Annotated in this window: 20 protein-coding genes; 12 read left to right on the forward strand and 8 right to left on the reverse strand. The window is 60.8% G+C overall.

The features are described 5' to 3' along the window. Positions 1-6 precede the first annotated feature (6 nt). Positions 7-1,641 carry a glycoside hydrolase family 36 protein gene (locus FE240_RS08540; RefSeq protein ID WP_193004500.1) on the reverse strand — a complete coding sequence of 545 codons (1,635 nt, stop codon included), beginning with the start codon at positions 1,639-1,641 and terminating at the stop codon, positions 7-9. A gap of 178 nt (positions 1,642-1,819) precedes the next feature. Here FE240_RS08540 and FE240_RS08545 point away from each other — a divergent pair, with 178 nt between their 5' ends. The 5 genes from FE240_RS08545 to FE240_RS08565 all read left to right on the forward strand — a co-directional run bounded on the left by FE240_RS08545 (position 1,820) and on the right by FE240_RS08565 (position 5,567). Next, the gene (locus FE240_RS08545) at positions 1,820-2,179 is read left to right on the forward strand and encodes a CidA/LrgA family protein (protein ID WP_193004162.1); all 360 of its coding nucleotides are present in this window, start codon (positions 1,820-1,822) and stop codon (positions 2,177-2,179) included. Beyond that, positions 2,176-2,865 (forward strand): LrgB family protein, encoded by a 690-nt coding sequence (locus tag FE240_RS08550; protein ID WP_193004163.1) that lies wholly within the window; start codon positions 2,176-2,178, stop codon positions 2,863-2,865. Before FE240_RS08545 ends, FE240_RS08550 begins: the two co-directional genes overlap by 4 nt. Before the next feature lie 155 nt (positions 2,866-3,020). Continuing rightward, positions 3,021-3,902 carry a cytidine deaminase gene (gene cdd / locus FE240_RS08555; protein ID WP_193004164.1) on the forward strand — a complete coding sequence of 294 codons (882 nt, stop codon included), beginning with the start codon at positions 3,021-3,023 and terminating at the stop codon, positions 3,900-3,902. A gap of 127 nt (positions 3,903-4,029) precedes the next feature. Next, a complete protein-coding gene (locus tag FE240_RS08560; RefSeq protein ID WP_193004165.1) occupies positions 4,030-4,413 on the forward strand; it encodes a hypothetical protein in 384 nt (127 codons plus the stop codon). 113 nt (positions 4,414-4,526) lie between these two features. Beyond that, the gene (locus FE240_RS08565; RefSeq protein ID WP_193004501.1) at positions 4,527-5,567 is read left to right on the forward strand and encodes a PA0069 family radical SAM protein; all 1,041 of its coding nucleotides are present in this window, start codon (positions 4,527-4,529) and stop codon (positions 5,565-5,567) included. Here the strand turns inward: FE240_RS08565 and FE240_RS19000 are convergent. Together FE240_RS19000 and gyrA are read right to left on the reverse strand one after the other, a co-directional pair. Beyond that, entirely contained in the window at positions 5,564-5,692 is a 129-nt protein-coding gene (locus FE240_RS19000) for a hypothetical protein (protein WP_264293188.1), read from the reverse strand. The genes FE240_RS08565 and FE240_RS19000 overlap by 4 nt on opposite strands. Positions 5,693-5,803: 111 nt before the next feature. Then, positions 5,804-8,521, reverse strand: coding sequence for a DNA topoisomerase (ATP-hydrolyzing) subunit A (gene gyrA / locus FE240_RS08570; RefSeq protein ID WP_193004166.1), 2,718 nt, complete (start codon positions 8,519-8,521; stop codon positions 5,804-5,806). Between the two features lie 174 nt (positions 8,522-8,695). Between gyrA and ubiG the strand changes: the two genes are divergently transcribed. The 5 genes from ubiG to yfaE all read left to right on the forward strand — a co-directional run bounded on the left by ubiG (position 8,696) and on the right by yfaE (position 14,275). Further along, a complete protein-coding gene (ubiG, locus tag FE240_RS08575) occupies positions 8,696-9,430 on the forward strand; it encodes a bifunctional 2-polyprenyl-6-hydroxyphenol methylase/3-demethylubiquinol 3-O-methyltransferase UbiG (RefSeq protein ID WP_156991638.1) in 735 nt (244 codons plus the stop codon). Next, complete coding sequence (locus FE240_RS08580; RefSeq protein ID WP_193004167.1) at positions 9,427-10,095, forward strand: HAD family hydrolase; 669 nt, start codon at positions 9,427-9,429, stop codon at positions 10,093-10,095. The genes ubiG and FE240_RS08580 overlap by 4 nt, the downstream gene beginning before the upstream one ends. Positions 10,096-10,494: 399 nt before the next feature. Next, the gene (gene nrdA / locus FE240_RS08585) at positions 10,495-12,762 is read left to right on the forward strand and encodes a class 1a ribonucleoside-diphosphate reductase subunit alpha (protein WP_193004168.1); all 2,268 of its coding nucleotides are present in this window, start codon (positions 10,495-10,497) and stop codon (positions 12,760-12,762) included. An 89-nt stretch (positions 12,763-12,851) separates the two neighbouring features. Beyond that, positions 12,852-13,982, forward strand: a complete 1,131-nt coding sequence (gene nrdB / locus FE240_RS08590; RefSeq protein ID WP_193004169.1) for a class Ia ribonucleoside-diphosphate reductase subunit beta — start codon at positions 12,852-12,854, stop codon at positions 13,980-13,982. Further along, entirely contained in the window at positions 13,982-14,275 is a 294-nt protein-coding gene (gene yfaE, locus FE240_RS08595) for a class I ribonucleotide reductase maintenance protein YfaE (protein WP_042045209.1), read from the forward strand. The genes nrdB and yfaE overlap by 1 nt, the downstream gene beginning before the upstream one ends. A gap of 57 nt (positions 14,276-14,332) precedes the next feature. On the opposite strand, the gene prc is transcribed toward yfaE, so the two are convergent. The 5 genes from prc to FE240_RS08620 all read right to left on the reverse strand — a co-directional run bounded on the left by prc (position 14,333) and on the right by FE240_RS08620 (position 18,366). Then, a complete protein-coding gene (gene prc / locus FE240_RS08600; RefSeq protein ID WP_193004170.1) occupies positions 14,333-16,354 on the reverse strand; it encodes a carboxy terminal-processing peptidase in 2,022 nt (673 codons plus the stop codon). 11 nt (positions 16,355-16,365) lie between these two features. Next, positions 16,366-16,986: an RNA chaperone ProQ gene (proQ, locus tag FE240_RS08605; RefSeq protein WP_193004171.1), complete on the reverse strand. Its 621-nt coding sequence runs from the start codon at positions 16,984-16,986 to the stop codon at positions 16,366-16,368. Positions 16,987-17,072: 86 nt separating this feature from the next. Next, a complete protein-coding gene (locus FE240_RS08610) occupies positions 17,073-17,543 on the reverse strand; it encodes a GAF domain-containing protein (RefSeq protein ID WP_193004172.1) in 471 nt (156 codons plus the stop codon). Between the two features lie 77 nt (positions 17,544-17,620). Further along, positions 17,621-18,022, reverse strand: coding sequence for a hypothetical protein (locus FE240_RS08615; RefSeq protein ID WP_193004173.1), 402 nt, complete (start codon positions 18,020-18,022; stop codon positions 17,621-17,623). Positions 18,023-18,180: 158 nt separating this feature from the next. Then, complete coding sequence (locus FE240_RS08620; RefSeq protein WP_193004174.1) at positions 18,181-18,366, reverse strand: hypothetical protein; 186 nt, start codon at positions 18,364-18,366, stop codon at positions 18,181-18,183. Here FE240_RS08620 and ccoN point away from each other — a divergent pair. Then, on the forward strand, positions 18,358-19,782 hold the full coding sequence (gene ccoN, locus FE240_RS08625; protein WP_193004175.1) for a cytochrome-c oxidase, cbb3-type subunit I: 1,425 nt from the start codon (positions 18,358-18,360) through the stop codon (positions 19,780-19,782). The two genes, FE240_RS08620 and ccoN, sit on opposite strands and share 9 nt — an antisense overlap. A 16-nt stretch (positions 19,783-19,798) precedes the next feature. Further along, positions 19,799-20,413 carry a cytochrome-c oxidase, cbb3-type subunit II gene (gene ccoO, locus FE240_RS08630; RefSeq protein ID WP_042045216.1) on the forward strand — a complete coding sequence of 205 codons (615 nt, stop codon included), beginning with the start codon at positions 19,799-19,801 and terminating at the stop codon, positions 20,411-20,413. Positions 20,414-20,419: the final 6 nt, after the last annotated feature.

The raw sequence follows: 20,419 nt of genomic DNA on the forward strand, positions 1-20,419 counted from the left end.
TGTTGATCAGGGCAGCCACACCACCTGCCCTTCGCCCGGTTGCAGCTCCAGCGTCGTGCCCAACGGGCGCTCGTCCCAAAACGAGCGCGCCCCGGCGGGCAGTGAAACACGCCGGCTCGCTTTACCCCAGTTGAACAGGCACTGCAAGCGGTGGCCATGCCACACCAGCTCGCCACAGGCAAAGTCCAGGCTGGCAAAGTGTGCCGCCGGCGCCTGCGCTTGGCACAGCGCCAGCAAGCGGTGCAGCCGCGCGGCCTGCTCGGGCGCCAGATCGCGCAACCGATCACCGGCCAGCACCATGCCCCCGCCCGCCACCATGGCCGCCAGATGGAAGGCATACTCTGCGGCGCTGGCATGCTGGCCGGGGAGATCCCGCAAACAGACACAGTCAGGATCGAGCGTCCAGAGCAGCTCCCCCTGCCAGGCACGGCAGAAAAGCTCGCGGGCAATCTGGCGGATCCGCGGGCCATTTCGCTCCACGTCATCGCCCACCCGCATGCCATCAACCAGCCCGATACTCGGCCAGATGGGGGCATTGCAGCCAAGCAGGAAGGAGGCCTCCCCGGCGCCGCGACGCACTGCCGCCATGCCGCGCCGATAGGCCTCGATACGGGTGGCTCCAGCATCGAAGAAGCGCCCGCCGTGGATGGCCCCCCAGAAGTTGGCGTCGAGCTTGAAGTAATCGATGCCCCACTGCTGGCGCAGCGTGCGAAACAGGCTCTCGAGGTGCTGCTGTACCTCGGGATGGGTGCCGTCGAGCACATACCAAGGAGTGCAACGCCAGCCTCCGTAGGTGACCGCCTCAGCAGGCAAGGGGTGACCCTGCTCATCCTTGACGAACCAGTCGGGGTGGTCGCGAAACAACTGCGAGCCCGGCTCGGCGATGAAGGGAGCGACCCAGAGCGCACTCTTGCGCCCGGCGGCACGGATCTCGGCGGCCAGCCCCGGCACGCCGCCGGCAAAGCGCGCTGAGGGGGTCAGCCAATCCCCCATGAAGGCCTGATAGCCATCGTCGATCTGCACGTATTCGAGTTCAGGAAAACGCGCCTGCATCTGGGTCAGGTTCTCGCGGATATCCGCCTCGGTCACCTCGGCATAGTAGTGATACCAGGAGCACCAACCGCTTGGCCGGCGCCCTGCCCGGCCACCGTGGCGCTCAGCCAGGCGGCGACCGAGTTCGCTCAAGAGCGCCGCACGATCCGGCCCTTCCAGACAGAGCAGCACCTCGCTGTGCCAGTGACCGCTCGGCGGCAGGCGTTGACCCTCGCAGCGCATGACGATCTGTAACCGCCCGCAGGGATAGAGGCGAAACTCGCCGCCAAAGCGCTCGGTACTGGCGAAGGCGAGCAGCAGCCAGCCGGTTGGCGTCTCGACCAGCAGCAGGTTGTGAACGGTGTGAAACCCTTCATCGCGGGTGATGCGATAAACGGCGGCATCGGGACAGCGCCCAACGGGCTCGGGGTGTGACCAAGAGCCCATGGTCTGGGCCAGCATCTGAAAACCCTCGCCATAAATAGGGGCATCGGCCAGACCGAGATCACCGTCAAACAAGGGCCACGCTTGCAAAGGCAACGGCGTCTGGGTCAGGTTGTCGAGGCGCACCTCGGCGCAGGGGCCATTCCAGGCGACGGTGGCCAGCATGCCGGGATGGGGCGCACCACAAGCCAGGGTACGCAGGGACGCGAGCAGAGTCACGAATACCTCTCTTTTCGTGGAACTGATGCCGGATTATTTGGCCTTTGCGCCCGCTTGTCCCTTCAGCATGAGAGGGGATCTGTTAAACTGCGCCCTTGCTCACATTTCTCAGGAGGGAGTGCCCATGTCGTTTCCCTTATTGCTGGCCTACCTGCGCGATGCGGCCGTGATCCTGGCAGCTCTGCTGCTGGGTAAGGGGCTCGCCGCCCTGCTGCCCTTCCCCTTTCCAGGCAGCATCATAGGTATGCTGATCTTGTTTCTGTTGCTCTCCACCCAGCTGGTGCGTTTGGCCTGGGTCGAGCGCGGCGCCACCTTGTTGCTGCGCCACATGGGGATCTTGTTCGTGCCGGTCGCGGTCGGGCTGGTGGCCTGGCTCGAGCCGCTCCATGACTCTCTGCCACTTATCCTCATCACCATCCTCAGTGGCATCGTGTTGATCCTGGCCTGCGTCGGCCATCTCTATCAGAGGATGAACAAGCAATGATGTTCTGGCTCGCCCTGCCACTGACCGTGGTGCTCTACTCACTGACCCGCACCCTCTATCGTCATCTCTCCTGGCCCGTGATCAATCCGGTGCTGCTGCCCACCTTAGTGATCGTCGCCCTGCTGCTCATGTTCCACCTGCCGCTCGAGCAGTATCAGCAAGGCACCACACCGCTGACCATACTGCTCGAGCCGGCCGTGGTCGCCTTGGCGCTGCCCCTCTACCAACAGGCACGGCAGATCCGTGCCAAGCTCAAGCCTATTCTGATCTGTTGCCTGCTCTCGGTGCTGATCTCCGTCATCACCACGCTGTTGATCGGTTACCTGCTGGGGGCTGATATCACTATGCTGGCCTCCATCGCCACCAAGTCGATCACCACGCCGCTGGCCATGAGCGTCAGCCAATCCCTCGGTGGCATCCCTGCCATCGCCGCCGCTGTGGTGGTCATTGTCGGGGTAACCGGGGCGCTGATCGGCTTTCCACTGCTCAAGCTGCTCCGGGTGACCGATCCGGAGGCTCAGGGTCTGGCCATGGGCGCCTGTGCCCATGCAATAGGGACTGCCGCCAGTGCTGAGCAAGGGGTGACACAAGGGGCCTTCTCCTCACTGGCCATGGTGGTATGCGGTATTCTCACCGCACTGACCGCCCCACTGCTGTTCGCCCTCTATCATCTGCTGGGGGCATAGCCGCTCCGCACTGAGAGCTGGCGCACAGTTTTGTCCTGATAAACGTTTGGCTTGCCAGGGGGTGCAATGATGCCCCCCTGGTCGTGATCACCATCACTATGTTCTCCTGTGCCACTGCCGTACAATGCCCCCCCGATTGGCCATGAGGAAGAGTCATGCATCCCCGTTTTGCCAAGCCTTTTGCCGACCTGCCGGCCTCATTGCAGGATGCCCTCGCCCCCCTGTTGGATCAGGATTTCAACGCCCGCTTCACCCCAGCCCAGATCGTCGAACTCAAGCGCGCCAGCCAGCTCGATGACAGGGCGCTGCGCCTTGCGCTACTGCCGCTGGCTGCCGCCTGCTCGGTTGCGCCCATCTCACGCTTCTATGTGGGAGCCATCGCCAGTGGCCTAAGTGGTGCTTGGTATCTGGGGGCCAATATGGAGTTTGCGGGTCAGGGGCTGTTTCACTCGATCCACGCCGAACAATCAGCCATCTCCAATGCCTGGCTCGGTGGTGAGACCGGGATAAGTGAGATCACTGTCAACTACACCCCGTGCGGCCACTGCCGCCAGTTCATGAACGAACTGAGTACCGCCAAGAGCATGGCCGTGACCCTGCCAGATGATCACAGCCCGCTGCACGCTTTCCTGCCCCACTCCTTTGGCCCGGGCGATCTGCAGATCAGCGATGCCCTGATGAGCCCGCAGGCGCATCCGCTGCACCTTGAGAGCCGCGATCCCCTTGAACTGGCCGCCTTGGCTGCGGCACGCAGCAGCTACGCCCCCTACAGCCAGGGCTATGCCGGTGTGGCCGTGGAGTGCGAGAATGGCCAGATCTACGAGGGGCGCTACGCCGAGAATGCGGCCTTCAACCCCAGCCTGCCCCCCATGCAGATGGCCTGTACCCATGCGGTGCTGGCCGGCGCATCGCTCGCTGACATCCGCCGGGTGGTGCTGGTTGAACACCGGGCCGGCCTCATCAGTCAGCTGGATGGCACCCTCTCTGTCATCAAGACACTACCGGGCGAGATCGCGTTTCAGCACTACGCGGTGTGACACGCGCTATTAGGTAAAGGATCAGTAAAGTCACTAGCCCCAATAGGGGCTGATGCATAGGATGGCCCGGGTCAAGCAGTCCGGGCTTTTTCATAGCCGGCTGCGCAGTCACGACAGAGGACTCAACATGAAATACTCCGCTCTCATTGCCGCTGCCCTGCTCGGCGTGGCCTCCTTTGGCGCCGCTGCGGCGCAAAAGCAACCCTGCCAACAGGCTCATAACAACTGCGGCAACGCCAAGGCTGCGCACCAGCAGCACGATAGCAAGCAGCCCAGCAAGAGCCACTCGGCCCATCAGTCTGACAACAAGCATCCGGGCAAGGAGCAACCGGCCCACAAGCCCGGCAACAAGCAGCCAAACAAGGATCAACAGGCCCACAAGCCCGGCAACAAGCAGCCAAACAAGGATCAACAGGCCCACAAGCCTGGCGACAAGCAACCGGGCAAAGATCAACAGGCTCACAAGCCTGGCGACAAGCAACCGGGTAAAGAGCAGCCGCTCAAGCGTTAATACCACCATGCCGATGCCTGCCATCGGCATCCTCTTTTCTGCGCAGGTGCATTGCCTTTTCCCACTCCTCCCCACACAATACTGGTTATTCATACAGTGCAATGGTAATGCAGATGGCAGGGCGTGGCAGCAGCAACAATGTGGATCACCGGTTTACCTTGCAGCGCATCGAGACCGTCGATGATGGCTGGTGGCAAGCACATAGCGCCCCTGCCCCCACCACCTCGGTCACCGAGATCAACGCCCGCTCCATCATCAGCCGCAACCGCTCGCCCGATGTCCCTTTCAATGCCTCGATCAATCCTTATCAAGGGTGTGAGCATGGCTGCATCTACTGCTATGCCAGACCGAGCCATGCCTACCTAGAGCTCTCCCCCGGCCTTGACTTCGAGACCCGGCTGTTTGCCAAGCAAAATGCGGCCGCGCTGCTGCGCGCCGAGTTTGCCCGCCCCGGTTACCAGCCCGAGGTGATCTGCATCGGCGCCAATACCGATCCCTATCAGCCCATCGAGCAGCGGCTGCGGCTCACCCGTCAGTTACTCGAGGTGATGCGCGATCACCACCATCCGGTGACCCTGATCACCAAGAGCGCCATGGTGCTGCGCGATCGGGACATTCTGGCCGAGCTGGCGGCCGAGGGGTTATGCCGAGTGATGGTGTCGGTGACGACACTAGATGAGGAGCTGCGCCGGCGGCTCGAGCCACGCACCACGCCGGGCCAGGGAAGAGTCAGGGTGATGGAGCAGCTCAACCGTGCCGGCGTGCCGGTCGGCGTGCTGGCCGCCCCCATGATCCCCCGCCTCAACGAACACGAGCTGGAGCGGATCTTGGAAGGCGCGGCAGCCGCCGGCGCTGACTGCGCCGGTTACATACTGCTCCGGTTGCCCCACGAGCTGGCCCCCCTGTTCACGCAGTGGCTGGCCGAGCACTATCCCCAGCGTCAGGAGGCAGTGCTCTCAATCCTGCGCCAGAGCCGCGAGGGGGCGCTCAACAGTCCGGCGTTTGGTACCCGGATGCGGGGTGAAGGGGAGTTTGCCGCCCTGCTGGCTCAGCGTTTTCGCCTAGCGGTGCGCCGCCTCGGGCTCGATCGCTCGCCAGCACCACTGCGCTGTGACGGCTTCCGCCGTCCTGGCGAGCAGCTTGCCCTCTTCTAGCGCCCGCCGCGCAGAGGCGCGCCGGGGCTCTCTTCCTGCACCTCCCACTCCTGCAACGCCTGCGGTTGCGACGGCGCATCCCCCCACATCAGGCACCAGAGATCCCAGAAGATCCAACTGCTCATCTCACGCTCTCCTTATCATGGTTGCCATCGAGCCTGACACAGCGCCATGACATCCCCGTGACGGAGATAAAAAAAGAGCGCCAATAGGCGCTCTTTTTCATCGGGAGGGGCTTACTCGGCGGTGTCGTCTGCCGGGCTTTCGCCCTCGGCGCTCACGTCACCTTCGGTGCTTACGTCACCCTCGAGCGGCTCGATCTCATCATCGTCATCGCTCTCGGCGATACGCTGCAAGCCGACCACGCACTCCTCTTCACCGGTGCGGATAAGGCGCACACCACCGGTATTACGACCGATGACGCTCACTTCACTGACACGGGTGCGAACCAGAGTACCGCCATCGGTGATGAGCATGATCTGGTCGGTCTCGTCGACCTGGATCGCGTCGATCACCTTGCCGTTACGCTCGTCCACCTTGATGGAGATAACGCCCTGGGTGGCACGGCTCTTGGTCGGATATTCGTCCAGCGCGGTGCGCTTGCCGTAGCCATTTTCGGTCGCGGTGAGGATGGCACCATCGCCACGGGGCACGATGAGGGAGACCACCTTGTCAGCGGCGCCCAGTTTGATGCCACGCACGCCAGCAGCAGTACGGCCCATCGGGCGCACACCCTTGAAGCTGCCGCCCTTGCTTTCGCCTTCGGCGGCGTCGTCATCGGACTCGGCCTCGTCACCCTCTTCCACTTGATCCTCGGCACGGCCGGCGCCTTCGAAGAAGCGCACCACCTTACCGGCGTCAGAGAAGAGCATGATCTCGTTGCTGCCGTCGGTGATGTCGACACCGATGAGCTCATCTCCTTCCTTCAGATTGATGGCTCGGATCCCCGAGGAGAGCGGACGGCTGAAGTCGGAGAGGCTGGTCTTCTTCACGGTGCCGTTGGCGGTGGCAAAGAAGACGTACTTGTCCGCATCGTACTCCTTGACCGGCAGGATGGCGGTGATGCGTTCACCCTCTTCCAGCGGCAGCAGGTTGATGATGGGACGGCCACGGGCGCCACGGGAGGCCTCCGGCAGCTGATAGACCTTGAGCCAGTACACCTTGCCACGGGTCGAGAAGCACAAAATGGTGTCGTGGGTGTTGGCCACCAGCAGGCGCTCGACGAAGTCCTCTTCCTTGATACGGGTCGCGGACTTGCCCTTGCCGCCACGGCGCTGGGCTTCGTAATCGGAGAGCGGCTGATACTTCACGTAGCCCTGGTGGGACAGGGTCACCACCACGTCTTCCGGGGTGATCAGATCTTCGATGTTGATCTCGGCGCTGGAGGCGCTGATCTCGGTGCGACGCTCGTCGCCATACTGCTCGCGCACGGCCAGCAGTTCACCCTGGATCACCTCCATCAGGCGGGTCGGGCTCGCCAGGATGTGCAGCAGTTCAGCGATGAGATCGAGCAGGGATTGATACTCTTCGAGGATCTTCTCATGCTCGAGGCTGGTCAGCTTGTGCAGACGCAGGTCGAGGATGGCCTGGGCCTGCTGCTCGGTCAGGTGATAGAGACCGTCGCGGATACCGAACTCGGGCTCCAGCCACTCGGGACGGGCGGCGTCGCCACCGGCCTTCTCCAGCATGGCGGCCACGTTGCCGAGCGCCCACCCCTTGGCAACCAGGCCGGCTTTCGCCTCGGCCGGGGTCGCGCTGTGGCGGATCAGCTCGATGATGGGATCGATGTTGGCCAGCGCGACCGCCAGACCTTCCAAGATGTGGGCCCGATCACGCGCCTTGCGCAGTTCGAACACGGTGCGGCGGGTCACCACTTCACGGCGATGCAGCAAGAAGGCTTCCAGCATCTCCTTGAGGTTGAGCACCTTGGGCTGGTTGTTATCCAGCGCCACCATGTTCATACCGAAGGTGGTCTGCATCTGGGTGTGCTTGTAGAGGTTGTTCAGCACAATCTCGCCAGACTCACCGCGCTTGATCTCGATGACGATGCGCATGCCGTCCTTGTCGGACTCATCACGCAGGGCACTGATCCCCTCGACCTTCTTCTCTTTGACCAGCTCGGCGATCTTCTCGATGAGGCGCGCCTTGTTGACCATGTAGGGGATCTCATGAACGATGATGGTCTCACGACCACTCTTGTCGTCCACTTCCACGTCCGCCTTGGCCCGCACATAGATGGAGCCACGGCCGGTACGGTACGCCTGCAGGATGCCAGAACGACCGTTGATGATACCGCCGGTGGGGAAGTCGGGGCCCGGGATGTACTCCATCAGCTCGTCGATGCCGATGTCGCCATTCTCGATCAGGGCCAGACAGCCGTTGATCACCTCGGTGAGGTTGTGAGGCGGGATGTTGGTGGCCATGCCCACCGCAATACCGGAGGAGCCATTCACCAGCAGGTTCGGCACCTTGGTCGGCAGCACAGCCGGGATCTGTTCGGTGCCATCATAGTTGGGCACCCAGTCCACGGTTTCTTTGTCGAGATCGGCCAGCAGCTCGTGGGAGATGCGCGCCATACGCACTTCGGTGTAACGCATGGCCGCGGCGCTATCGCCATCGACCGAACCGAAGTTGCCCTGACCATCGACCAGCATGTAACGCATGGAAAAATCCTGCGCCATCCGGACTATGGTGTCATACACGGCAATGTCGCCGTGCGGGTGGTATTTACCGATTACGTCACCGACCACACGGGCCGATTTCTTGTAGGGCTTGTTCCAGTCATTGCCGAGCTCGTTCATTGCGAACAGCACACGGCGGTGAACCGGTTTCAAGCCATCACGCACATCCGGCAGGGCTCGTCCCACGATGACGCTCATGGCGTAATCGAGATAGGAACTCTTGAGCTCTTCCTCAATGTTGACCGGCGTGATCTCTCTGGCCAGATCGCTCATAGAAAGCCTTAATCCCTATTTAGTTGTTCTTTGGCTTAAACAGCGCGTCATATTAACACACGGCGCCTAAATGCTTAAGCCAAAAACGGTTCTGGCCTGTCAGGGGGTGTCCGTTATAATGCCCGCAAAATGTCAGGACCGCCCCCCGGCGGTCAGCCAGAGGAAGTGTTGCGCATGAATGCTGAACAGATCGCCGCCAGCGGCAACGTCGATTCGTCGGAAATCGCCAAGTTCGAGGCCATCGCCTCGCGCTGGTGGGATCTCGAGGGGGAATTCAAGCCACTGCACCAGATCAATCCGGTGCGTCTGGAGTGGATTGATACCCAATGCGGCGGCCTGTTTGGCAAGAAGGTGCTCGACATCGGCTGCGGTGGCGGCATCCTGGCCGAGAGCATGGCCCGCCGCGGCGCCATCGTGACCGGCATCGACATGGGCAAAGAGCCGCTTTCGGTGGCCCGTCTGCACGCCCTCGAGCAGGGGGTAGAGCTCGAATACCGGCAGATCACCGCCGAAGCCCACGCTCTGGAGGCCGCCGGTCAGTATGATGTGGTGACCTGCATGGAGATGCTCGAGCACGTACCGGACCCGGCATCAGTGCTGCGCGCCATCGCCACCCTGGTGCGCCCCGGTGGCCAGGTGGTGGTCTCGACCATCAACCGCAACCCCAAGTCGTTTCTCATGATGATCGTCGGCGCCGAGTATCTGCTGAAGATGGTGCCCAAGGGCACCCATGACCACGCCAAGTTCATCATGCCGGCCGAGCTGTGCCACATGGCCGAGCGGGCCGGCCTGCTGGTGCGCGCGATGAGTGGCGTCCACTACCGCCCCCTGGCGGGGGATTTTCGCCTCGGTGCCAACGTCGACGTTAACTACATGGTCTCCTTGGTGCGTCCGGAGGGAGAGCGATGAGCCAGGTCACCGCTGTGCTGTTCGATCTCGACGGCACCCTGCTCGACACGGCGCCGGATCTCGGCGCCGCCGTTAACCACGTGTTGGTGGAAGAGGGGTTTGCCCCCTTGAGCGAACACATCATTCGCCAGACCACCTCCCACGGCGCACTCGGCCTGCTGCGGGCTGGCCTCGGTGACGAGCAGCTTGAAGAGCTCGGCGCCGCGCGCCTGCGCACGGCCCTACTCGACTATTACGCCGCCCATCTTTGTATCGGTACCCGCCCCTATGAGGGGATGATCGATCTCATCGACTGGCTTGAGGAGCAGGCCATGCCGTGGGGCATTGTAACCAACAAGCCCGGCTTTCTCACCGAGCCGCTGCTGGCCCAGTTGCCGGCCCTCAAGGGGTGCGGTGTCACGGTCAGCGCCGACACCCTGCCAGTGCGCAAACCCGATCCCGCTCCCCTTTTCTATGCCTGTGAACGGCTCGGGGTGAACCCGGCCACCACCTTATATGTGGGGGATCATCTGCGCGACATCGAGGCCGGCCGCAACGCCGGCATGCCGACGGCGATCGCGGGCTGGGGATATCTCGATGAGCGTGAAGATCCCGCAGACTGGCAAGCCGATCTGCACTTCGATACGGTGCAGGCGCTGCATCACTGGCTGCGAATGCGTCGCTAAGAGCGCGTGTGTCGCCCTGCTCTCTCCCCTTCCAGCCCACGGGGTGTCGTCAACTTCTGACAGAGGTTGCACAGCCAATAAACAGTGCGTTGGCACTAGTAAAAAGTGCCTCTCGGTGCAAGCAAAATAGTTGCGATAAATTTTGCCTCTGCCCGGATCTAGGAAGTGGAAAAGCGCAAGGAAGAGTTGCCGACTCCCTCGCTGTGAGCAGACACTAACAGCCACGCCAGACTCACACCTTATCCACAGGTAATGCACCCTTAGATGGATTGCAAAGACGTGTTTAACTCACTATCTTGTAGTCCGGTTTGAAAATAACACTATATCTTGTGCCTCACCCGCCAGCCCTCGCTGTCGCGGGTGAGGGTTTTCGGGAATCAAAAATAAGAAGGTCAATTCATGAACTTGTTTGTGACTAAGCGCAACGGCAATAAAGAGCCGATCGATCTGGACAAGATCCACCGTGTACTGGATTGGGCCGCCGAAGGGCTCGATAACGTCTCCGTCTCCCAGGTTGAGCTCAAGTCACACATCCAGTTCTACGACGGCATTCGCACTTCCGATATTCACGAGACCATCATCAAGGCGGCCGCCGATCTTATCTCCCAAGAGAGCCCGGACTACCAGTACATGGCCGCCCGTCTGGCCATCTTCCATCTGCGCAAGAAGGCCTATGGCCAATTCGAGCCGCCCCACCTCTACCAGCACATCGCCAAGCTGGTCGACATGGGCAAGTACGACAAGCACCTGCTGGAAGACTACACCCAGGCCGAGTTCGACGAGCTGCACGCGCATCTCGATCACAACCGCGACATGACCTTCTCCTACGCGGCCGTCAAGCAGCTGGAAGGGAAGTATCTGGTACAGAACCGGGTCACCGGCGAGATCTACGAGAGCCCGCAGTTCCTCTATATGCTGGTGGCGGCCTGCCTCTTCTCCAAGTACCCGAAGAGCACCCGTCTCGATTACGTCAAGCGCTTCTATGACGCGGTATCGACCTTCAAGATCTCCCTGCCGACCCCGATCATGAGCGGCGTGCGTACCCCGACCCGTCAGTTCAGCTCCTGCGTGCTGATCGAGTGCGACGACAGCCTGGACTCCATCAACGCCACCGCCAGCGCCATCGTGCGTTATGTCTCCCAGCGGGCTGGCATCGGCATCAACGCCGGTCGCATCCGCGGTCTGGGTAGCCCGATCCGGGGCGGTGAAGCCTTCCATACCGGCTGCATCCCCTTCTACAAGTACTTCCAGACGGCGGTAAAGTGCTGCTCCCAGGGCGGCGTGCGCGGCGGTGCTGCGACCCTGTTCTACCCCCTGTGGCACATCGAAGTCGAAAGCCTGCTGGTGCTGAAAAACAACCGCGGCGTAGAAGAGAACCGGGTTCGCCACATGGACTACGGGGTGCAGATCAACAAGCTGATGTACCAGCGTCTCATCAAGGGCGGTGACATCACCCTGTTCTCCCCGTCCGATGCGCCGGGCCTGTACGACGCCTTCTTTGCCGATCAGGACAAGTTCGAACAGCTCTACGTCCAGTACGAGCAAGATCCCTCGATCCGCAAGAAGACCCTCAAGGCGGTCGATCTCTTCTCCCTGATGATGCAAGAGCGCGCCGGCACCGGCCGCATCTACATCCAGAACGTGGATCACTGCAACACCCACAGCCCGTTCGATCCGAGCGTGGCCCCGGTACGCCAGTCCAACCTGTGCCTTGAGATCGCGCTGCCGACCAAGCCGCTCAACAACATCGACGATGAGAACGGCGAGATTGCCCTGTGCACCCTCTCCGCCTTCAATCTCGGCGTCATCAACAAGCTTGAAGATCTCGAAGAGATGGCCGAGCTGACCGTGCGTGCTCTGGATGCCCTGCTCGACTATCAGGACTACCCGATCGGAGCCGCCAAGAAGGGCAGCATGAACCGCCGTACCCTGGGGATTGGCGTCATCAACTACGCCTATTACCTCGCGAAAAACGGCGCCCGTTACTCCGATGGCTCCGGTCTGGCCCTGACCCACCGCACCTTCGAGGCGATCCAGTACTACTTGCTGAAGGCCTCGGTACAGCTGGCCCGCGAGTTTGGCGCCTGCCCCTCCTTCAACGAGACCACCTACGCCCAGGGCATCCTGCCGATCGACACCTACAAAAAGGATCTCGACGGCCTGTGCAACGAGCCGCTGCACTACGACTGGGAATCGCTGCGCGAAGAGATCCGCCGCGTGGGTCTGCGTAACTCCACCCTGACCGCCCTGATGCCGAGCGAGACCTCCAGCCAGATCTCCAATGCCACCAACGGCATCGAGCCGCCGCGCGGCCTGGTGTCGGTCAAGGCCTCCAAGGATGGCATCCTCAAGCAGGTGGTGCCGGAATACAGCCGCCTCAAGGATCAGTACGAACTGTTGTGGCAACAGCCGAGCGTCGATGGCTACCTGCAACTGGTCGGGATCATGCAAAAGTTTGTGGATCAGGCGATCTCCGCCAACACCAACTATGATCCGGCCCGCTTCGAGGGTGGTAAGGTGCCGATGAAGCAGTTGCTCAAGGATCTGCTGACCGCCTACAAGTACGGGGTCAAGACCCTCTACTACCACAACACCCGTGACGGTGCCGACGACACGCAGACCGATCTGCAAGATGACGGCTGTGCCAGCGGTGCATGCAAGATCTGATACGATGGGCGGGAGGTAATACTCCCGCCCTGCTGCTTTGGTTTATCCCCTCGTTCCCACTTATTTTTTGAAAAGAAGAAGCTATCGCCATGGCCTACACCACCTTCAGTCAAACCAAGAATGACCAGCTCAAAGAGCCCATGTTCTTCGGCCAGCCGGTCAATGTGGCTCGTTACGATCAACAGAAGCACGAAGTCTTCGAGCGGCTGATCGAAAAGCAGCTCTCCTTCTTCTGGCGCCCTGAAGAGGTGGACGTATCGCGCGATCGCATCGACTACCAGGCCCTCCCCCCCCACGAGCAGCACATCTTCATCTCCAACCTGAAGTACCAGACCCTGCTCGACTCCATTCAGGGACGCAGCCCCAACGTCGCCCTGTTGCCGCTGGTGTCGCTGCCGGAGCTGGAGACCTGGATCGAGACCTGGTCCTTCTCCGAGACCATTCACTCCCGCTCCTATACCCATATCATCCGCAACATCGTCAACGATCCGGCGCTGGTGTTCGATGACATCGTGACCAACGACCAGATCCTAAAGCGCGCCAGCTCCATCAGCCACTTCTATGACGACCTGATCGAGGCGACTGCCGTTTACAATCTGCACGGTGAAGGAACCCACACCATTGCCGGCAAGACAGTGCACCTGACCCTGCGCACGCTCAAGAAGAAGCTCTATCTGTGCCTGATGAGTGTCAATGCGCTGGAAGCAATCCGCTTCTACGTCAGTTTTGCCTGCTCCTTCGCCTTCGCCGAGCGCGAGCTGATGGAGGGCAACGCCAAGATCATCAAGCTCATCGCCCGCGACGAGGCGCTGCACCTGACCGGCACCCAGCACATGCTGAACCTGATGCGCAGCGGCAACGACGACCCCGAGATGGCCGAGATTGCCCAAGAGTGCGAGCAGGAGTGCTTCGCGCTGTTCAAGGAGGCCGCCATCCAGGAGAAGGAGTGGGCCGAATACCTGTTCCAAGACGGCTCCATGATCGGCCTGAACAAGGACATCCTGTGCCAGTATGTCGAGTACATCACCAACCTGCGCATGAGTGCGGTCGGCCTGCAACCGGCCTTCGCCGCCAAGCAGAACCCGATCCCCTGGATCAACACCTGGCTCTCCTCCGACAACGTGCAGGTGGCCCCACAGGAGGTCGAGATCAGCTCTTACCTGGTCGGCCAGATCGACAGTGAGGTAAGCCACGAAGATCTCGGCGACTTCGAACTCTGATGACGGTGATCGCGCGCCCGCTGGACGTCGAGCAACGTCCGCGGATCCACACCGAGGCGGGCCCCATGCAGCCGGCACCGGGGGAAACCCTGCTCGAGACTCTCGAGCGCCACGGTATCGAGGTCGAATATCAGTGTCGCAGCGGCTACTGTGGCGCCTGCCGCACACCGCTGCTGGCCGGGACCGTCGACTACCTGCAAACACCGCTGGCCTTCGTGGCCAGCGGAGAGTGCCTCCCCTGCTGCTGCCGACCGGTGGGCTCGGTGCAGCTCTCGCTCAAGCGCGCTCGCTGATCCGCTGATGGATAAAAAAACGGCCAACATTTGTTGGCCGTTTTTGTTTGTGGGCATTTAACCCTTTTTCTTTCCCGTGATCCGACTGCTGAGATCGGCGGTGATATACGCCGCCTCCTGCAAGAAGGCATCCGGCGCCTCATAGTCAGCCGGCAGCGCATCTAGGGATTTCACCTGCGGCTTACCCATGCGCTTTAAGCGCTCGTTGGTACGCACCAGGGCCATCGCATCTTGCTTCTCCTGCTCGGCACGGCGCTCTGCCTCATTGAGGGAGACCGACTTTCTGTCTTTCTCCTTCTTGTATTCGGCAATGTCCTGTTGCAGGTAGGCAAACTCCGGATCGCGCGCGGCGCGGGCCTGATAACGCTCGTCAAGCTGAGGCAGCAGGGACGAGAAGCTCCCTACCCGCTGATAGCGCGCCGAGGCAATCTTGTCCCACGGCAAGGCATTGGGCTCCTGACTCTCGCCGGTCTCCTCATGGGGAATGGCCGTCGGGAAGGCGATGTCCGGCACCACCCCCTTGTTCTGGGTACTGCCACCGTCGATGCGGTAGAACTTGGCGATGGTGTACTGGACGTGGCCAAGCGGCTCGTCGTAGAAGTCATACACCTTGGCGAGACTGCGGTGCTGCTGCACCGTGCCCTTGCCAAACGAGTTCTCACCGATGATGACGGCGCGGCCGTAATCCTGCATGGCTGCCGCGAAGATCTCAGAAGCCGAGGCGCTGTAGCGATCGATGAGCACGCTCATCGGGCCGCCGTAGTAGACCTGACCATCATCATCGCTGTTGACGGTGATCCGCCCCATGTGATCGCGGATCTGCACCACGGGGCCAGCATTGATGAACAGGCCGCTCAGGGCGGAGGCCTCCGTCAGGGCGCCGCCACCGTTACTGCGCAAGTCGACCACCAAGCCGTCAATCTTCTGCTTGTTGAGGGTGGCCAACTCTTTGATCACATCCTCGTGCAGGTTGACGTAGAAGCTCGGGATCTCGATGACCCCGATCTTCTTGCCCTCGGCGCTCAGCACCTTGGACTTGGCGGCCCTGTCTTCCAGACGCACCTTGTCACGGGTCAGCTCGATGACCTCGGTCTTGACCGTGGCCCCCTTGCCCCGTTGGATCTCAAGGCGCACCTTGCTCCCCTTGGGCCCCTTGATGAGATCGACCACCTCATCGAGGCGCCAGCCGATGACATCGACCACCTTGCCGTCCGCCTGCCCGACCCCGGTGATCTTGTCATCGGGTTTGAGCTGGTTGGACTTGGCGGCCGGGCCACCGGGCACCAGAGAGCGGATGATGGTGAAGTCATCCTCGGCCTGCAACACGGCGCCAATCCCCTCCAGCGAGAGGTTCATCTCGGAGTTAAACCGGTCGGCATTGCGTGGGGAGAGGTAGCTGGTGTGCGGCTCAATGGCGCGGGCGAAGGAGTTCATGAAGAGCTGGAACACGTCTTCGCTCTCAGTCTGAGACATGCGCTTGATGGCGTTGTTGTAACGCTTGGCCAGCAGCTCCTTGATCTCGGGCCACTCCTTACCGGAGAGCTTGAGACTCAAGGCATCGTACTTAACCCGTTGCCGCCACAGCTCGTTGAGCTCGTCGCTGCTCTTGGGCCAAGGCGACTTGGCGCGGTCAAAGACGTATTCGTCCTTCTGGGTGAAATCAAACGGCGTATCGAGCAGCTTGAGCGCATAGACGTAACGCTCGTAGCGACGCTGCTGGCTCAGGTTAAACATGTCATAAGCGGGATCGAGACGACCCCGCTCCAGATCCTTGTTAAATCCGCTGCGGTATTTCTCGAAGCGTTCGATGTCAGCCGCAAGAAACAGGTTGCGACTGTAATCGAGGCCCTCCAGATACTTGTCAAAGATCTGGCCGGAAAAGGCGGCATCCAGCTGGAACTGCTTGTAGTGAGAGCGGGTAAACAGATTGGTGATCCGTTTGCTGGCAGTGGCGTGCTGACTCTCCTGGTTGAGAACCGGCAGGTCACTCTCCTTGAGCACGGGCTCGACCGCCTGGGCAAACCCGGCCAGGGCCAGGCTACAGGCGATGATGGAATAACGAATGACGCCTTGCTTCAAAAAATGCCTCCTTAGAGGACCAGGTGTTCAAATTTGACACGCAGCATCATGCCGGTCTGCAACTGAACTTGCACGTCATCCTTGGTGATCTCCTTGATGGTGGCGGCCATCGGAGATTTACCCAGAACCACCTTGACGCCTTGTTCAATCTTGAGCTCGCCAGCGTTCACCGGGGTCAGCACCGGAGCGGCCACCTTGCGCGGCTGCGGACGACGGGGCTTCTTGGGCTTATCGGATTTGTCCGCCTTGTCGGCGTTATCGGCCTTGCCGGCGGCAGCATTGGAGGCCCGACGGCTGGCAAAGACACGGTCCTTGCTCTCCTTCAGTGCCTGCTTGGCATGTTCGATGTGCTCTTCGGTCAGCAGCTCGCCGGGATTGCCGTCGAGATCGACACGGGCCATACCGGCCTTGAGGCCATGCAGATAACGCCAACTGGAGGTGTATTGACGCAGAGCTGAGCGCAGCAGAGTCTTGGATACCTTGGGATCGTCGGTCAGACGTTCGGCCAGATCCTGGAAGATGCCGATCTTGAGCGGCTTGGCTTCCCCTTCGGCGATGAAGCAGGCGGGGAACTTCTCCACCAGATAGGCAATGACCTCTTTACTGTTCTTCAGCTTTTCAGTGTTTTCCATGTATAACCTTGGCTTAAAAATGACCGGGCTCAGCCCTGTACGACAAAGGCCCCATTATAAAGAGCTTGGGCCGGTTTGCGAACTTCTCATGCGATGGATGACCAACCGCGTTCCAACATGGCCACGATTCCCTCGAGACCCGCCGCATCATTTGCATCGAAACGACTAAAAAGTGGGCTGTCGATATCCAGCACCGCCACCACTCGACCTTGATGACGAACCGGAATGACCACCTCCGAATTGCTGGCCGCATCGCAGGCGATATGACCGGCAAACTGGTGCACGTCTGCGACCAGTTGGGTCGCGTTCTCGGCGGCTGCCGTCCCGCACACCCCACGACCGACCGGAATGCGGATGCAGGCCGGTTTGCCCTGAAATGGACCGAGCACCAAGGTGTCGCCGCGCAGGATATAAAATCCGACCCAGTTAATCCCTTCCAGCTCAAGATTGAGCAGGGCGCTGATGTTCGCCATGTTGGCTATCGCGTCCGACTCCCCCTCAATGAGGGCGCTGACCTGCTGTTGCAGGCGCAAATAAAAGGCGTTCTTGTCACTCATGTGGTTAATGTCGTGAGGTGAAATGGATGCACGTTAACTGTCGCAGAAAAAATTTCAAATGATTTTTCATGCTCTTGTCATTGATCAGCGACCAAAAAAGGGATCATCAGGGGGGAATGGCCCGGTAATTCGACCACGATTTGCCACACCATACCGGCATGCGTACAGGCGCCCACCATCCCCTCAGCGACCCAATCCCCCCCTTCTTGCCGCAGCAGCAGCGGGATGCGTCCCATGAACATGCTGCGCCCCTCTATATAGGCGTTTGTCGGAGCGATCGCCGGCGCATGCAGGCGCAGCAGAAAAGGAGACTCGGAACGGATCGGTTGCTCGCTGCTGCTCACCAACACAGCGCTATCGCCCAATGGCAGGCGACACGCCCCCTGTGACAGATCGCAGGGCGTGGCATCATGCACCTGCGTCGTCACCGGCGGGGTGAGAGTGCGATACACCACCAGTCCCAGCAAAAGTGCCAACATGATCACAATTTGTAACAATTTCCGTTGAGTAAGTTTGCCCTGCATCTCATTTCCACACTGAAAAAACCGTCAAAACAGGCCATTGCCACCTCAATCCACGAATGGATAAAAGCCAGTAACGACGCTGCTCTGAGCCAAATATATCACTGTTTATACTGTTATTTTACCCACTGCTTCAGTATCATCAGCAGCGAGTTTTCATTTCCCTCTCTTTTGCTTTTCGTTTCATTAACAACGAGCAACAGATCGGGTAATGACGTCACGTTGACCCAGTTGCTAGCGGTTCCACCCGAACCACAGTTTGAGAACAACAGCATCGGAAGCGGAATATAACGATGAGCCATACGACAACCCATCCCGAGTACAACTACACCGTTGTCCGCCAATTCACCGTGATGACCATCATCTGGGGGATTGTCGGCATGTCGGTGGGCGTACTGATCGCGGCCCAACTGATCTGGCCTGCCCTCAACTTCGACACCCCTTGGCTGACCTACAGCCGCCTGCGCCCGCTGCACACCAACGCCGTCATCTTCGCCTTCGGCTGTAGCGCCCTGATGGCCACCTCCTTTTATGTGGCACAGCGCACCTGCCAGACCCGGCTGTTTGGCGGGCCACTGGCAGCGTTCGTCTTCTGGGGCTGGCAGGCCATCATCCTCTCGGCCATCATCACCCTGCCACAGGGCTATACCAGCTCGAAAGAGTATGCCGAGCTGGAATGGCCCATCGATCTGGCCATCACTGTGGTCTGGGTGGCCTACGCCATCGTCTTCTTCGGCACCCTGATAAAGCGCACCACCTCCCACATCTATGTGGCGAACTGGTTCTTCGGCGCCTTCATCATCACCGTTGCCGTGCTGCACATCGTCAACAACATGGAGGTTCCCCTCAGCCCCATGAAGTCCTACTCCCTCTACTCGGGAGCCATGGATGCCATGGTGCAGTGGTGGTATGGCCACAATGCGGTGGGCTTCCTGCTGACCGCAGGGTTCCTCGGCATGATGTACTACTTCGTGCCCAAGCAGGCCGGGCGACCGGTCTACTCTTACCGCCTCTCCATCGTGCACTTCTGGGCGCTCATCTCCCTCTATATCTGGGCCGGCCCGCACCATCTGCACTATACCGCCCTGCCCGACTGGGCCCAGTCACTCGGCATGGTGATGTCGCTCATCCTGTTCGTCCCCTCCTGGGGTGGCATGATCAACGGCATCATGACCCTGTCGGGAGCCTGGCACAAACTGCGCTATGACCCGATCCTGCGCTTTCTGATCGTCTCCCTCTCCTTCTACGGCATGTCGACCTTCGAAGGGCCCATGATGGCGATCAAAACGGTCAACGCCCTCTCCCACTACACCGACTGGACCATAGGTCACGTCCACTCCGGCGCGCTCGGCTGGGTTGCCATGGTCTCTATCGGCTCGGTCTATCACCTGATCCCGAACCTGTTCGGCCAGAGCCGCATGTACAGCGTGCGCCTTATCAATGTCCACTTCTGGCTGGCCACCGTCGGCACCGTGCTCTATATCGTCGCCATGTGGATCTCCGGCGTGATGCAGGGGCTGATGTGGCGTGCCGTCAACGAGGATGGCACCCTCACCTACAGCTTCGTGGAAGCCCTGCAGGCCTCCTACCCCTTCTACTTCGTGCGCTTCCTGGGTGGCTGCTTCTTCCTGGCCGGCATGCTGCTGATGGCCTACAACGCCTATCGCACCATCACCGCCCCCAAAGGCTCGCTCGAGCCCATCGCCCAGCCGGCCTGACTGAAGAGGTAATGTCATGAGCAACAACAACCGCCACGAGATATTTGAAAAGAGCGTGCCGATGCTGGCGCTGGGGATCGTCTTCGCCATTAGCCTGGGCGGCCTGGTCGAGATCACCCCGCTGTTTTTCCAAAAGCAGACCACCGAGCCGGTCGAGGGGCTCAAACCCTACACCGCGTTGCAGATGGAGGGGCGCGACATCTATATCCGCGAGGGGTGCAGCGTCTGTCACAGTCAGATGATCCGCCCGTTCCGCGCCGAAACCGAGCGCTACGGCCACTACTCGGTCGCCGGCGAAAGCGTCTGGGAGCACCCCTTCCTGTGGGGCTCCAAGCGCACTGGCCCCGATCTGGCCCGGGTCGGCGGCCGCTATTCCGATGACTGGCACCGCGCCCACCTGCGCGATCCCCGCTCGGTCGTGCCCGAGTCCAACATGCCCGCCTTCCCTTGGCTGGAGCAGAACATGCTAGATGGCAAGCTGACCGGCAAGAAGCTGGCCCTGTTTCGCGATCACTTCGGCGTGCCCTACAGCGACGAGCAGATCCAAGGGGCTGGCGAGGCGGTCAAGGGCAAGAGCGAGATGGACGCCCTGATCGCTTATTTGCAGTCCATCGGCACGGCCCTCAAGTAAGGAGCA

Origin of the sequence: Aeromonas simiae (genome assembly GCF_014892695.1) — a bacterium.
Classification (GTDB): Bacteria; Pseudomonadota; Gammaproteobacteria; order Enterobacterales; family Aeromonadaceae; genus Aeromonas; species Aeromonas simiae.